Below are 2,309 nucleotides of genomic sequence, written 5' to 3'. Positions count from 1 at the left end.
GCGCGGCTCCACCACCTTGGCGCTGGGGAAGTCGTAAGCCGGGGTGGGCATGGAGGCCGGGCCTGGGATGCTGAGCGACACGCCGTGCAGCTTGATGTCGCCGCGCGTGCCGGCTTCCACCTTGCAGCTGTCCAGCGTCAGATAGGAGCCGCCGCATTGCAGGGTCAGTTTTTTGTTGGCGGCGATGATGATTTCGTCGCCGCTGCTGATGATGCGAATTTGCTTGAGCGCGGCCAGTTCGATGGCGTCGTGCTGCGCCTGGATTTCCACCTTGCCTTGCGCGGCGATCAGCTTGGCACCGAGTTTGTTGGCAAACAGGCTGAGAGCTTCGCCGGCCGCCACGGTGAAGCGCTTGATCGCGCCGATGTCGGCGTGGCCGCCTGCGGTGGCGATCAGGTTGCCGCCGGCCGCCAGTTGCAGATGCTGGCCGCTGGCGAGGCTGATGCCGTCCGGCGCATGGGCGAGCAGCGCGGACTTTTGCAGCTGGCTGAGTCGATCCGCCATCAATTGCCGTTGTTGTTCGATGTCGGCGGCCAGCGCCCGCGCCTGGGCGGCCATCTCGGCTAGGGTCTGCATATTGCCCAGCGCGCTGTCCAAGTCCGCTTGCGCCGCCTGCATGTCCAGTTGCTTGCCGCGCGCCTTGGGTTGGGCGTCGGTGCTGAGGAACAGCCCCTTGGCGGCGCGCAGCGCGCCCCAGCCGTCGGTTCTGAGTTCAAAGCCTTCGCCGCGCGGCGTGCGCTGGCCGTCCACGGCGTGGCCCAGATTGAGCTGGCTCTTGTCGAACTCGGTGGCCAGCTTGATGTGCTCCTGGCCCTTGCGGTCTTCCAGCCGCAGCTTGTTGTTGGCCCAGGTGCGGATCAGGTTGCGGCTGTCCCAGTGCGCGCCGGGGTTGCTGTCGGTGAGCTCGGAGTTGTGCAGGCAGCCGCTGATATAGGGCCGGTCCACATCGCCCAGCACAAAGCTGACCAGCACCTCGGTGCCTGGGTGCAGCGGGAAGTGCAGGCCGTATTCCGGGCCGGCGTAAGGCCGGGCCAGCCGCAGCGGGCGGCTGTCGCCGCCGGGCGACCATTCGTCCAGATCGAAAGGCAGGCGCACGCAGTAGCGGCCTTGCAGGTCGATGGCGCCGTAATGGGTTTTTTCCGGGGCGACGACGCGGGACGGCAGCGCGCCGGGGAGGCGCGGCGCCGGAGTCAGCCGTTCCTGGCGATAGGGCCGGTCGGCGGGCGTGGCGGTGAAGGCGTTGCGGTAGGCGTCGCGGCGGCCGCCCTGGTGGCGGACGGAAACCAGCAGCCAGCCGTCCGGGGCCGGAGCCAGCGCCGGGCCGTCGTGCTTGAAGATCTGGCCGGGGGCGAAGGCTTGCAGGCAGTTGCCGTCGCCGGCGGCGATCCACTGGCGGCAATGCTCGCGCTGCTGGGCGATCAGCACCGCGCGCTGTCCCTGCGCCGGGTCTTTGTAGTGTTCGCCCCACTGGTAATCGACGCCGCGGGCGCCGGGGGTCTTGGCCGGCGGGCCGCCTTCGGCCAACAGCGGCTGGTTGGCGTCGCGGTAGTTGTAGTCCTTGCGCTGGAGGCGGGCGCGGATGGGCTGGGCGGCCAGTTCAAAACGGCTCAGGGTTTCTTCGTTGTCGGCCATGCCGGCCTGGGGGCGGAGCTTGAGCTTGACGCCGCCCTGGGGCGGCTGGGTGGGATCGCGGCCGGTGCGGACGTAGGCGTCGATGTCGTCGCCGAAGACGATGGTTTCCCAGGCGGCGTTGTCGGGTTCGGTGAGCAGGTAGTAATAGAGGCCGGCTTTCTCGGCCAGCCGATGGATGAAGTCCAGATCGGACTCCTGATACTGGGTGACGAACTCCAGCTTGGGATAGGGATTGGGGTCTTGGCCGAACAAGGGGCGCAGCCGCCAGGCGACTTCATGGCCGCGATAGCCGTGGCGTCGCAGCACGGTTTCGATGATGTCCGGCACGGTTTGCTGCTGGAAGATGCGGGAGAAGCGGCCTTCGGCCAGGCGGGCGAGCTGGGATTCGACGCGGACCTGATACAGCGCCTCGTCACGGCTGGCGCTGAGGCGCTGGGCATGGCTGACCACGCCGCGCCAACGGCGCAGCAGCTGGGGCGGGGTGTCGGGAAAGAGGGCGGCGTCCGGGTGGGGTCCGTGGATGGAGAACAGCGCGTAGCGGTCCAGCAGGGAGACGAGGTCGATGTCTTGCTGGGCGGAGGTGAAGCGGATGTCGGCGGAGAAGGGCCGGCCCAGGGTTTCGTCCAGGGTGAAGGATTCGACCGACAGCAGCTCGGCCGGCAGTTCGGCGATCTTCA

At 68.3% G+C, this 2,309-nt stretch carries 1 protein-coding gene; it reads right to left on the bottom strand.

Features of this window, described 5'->3' with window-relative positions:
* Window positions 1-2,309, bottom strand: a 2,309-nt coding sequence (locus QUG03_RS23140) for a type VI secretion system Vgr family protein (RefSeq protein ID WP_500821113.1), incomplete at both ends; no start/stop codon positions are given.

It is taken from the genome of Chromobacterium sp. CCUG 30098 (assembly GCF_059916605.1).
This window is presented reverse-complemented; position numbering and strand designations above follow the sequence as displayed.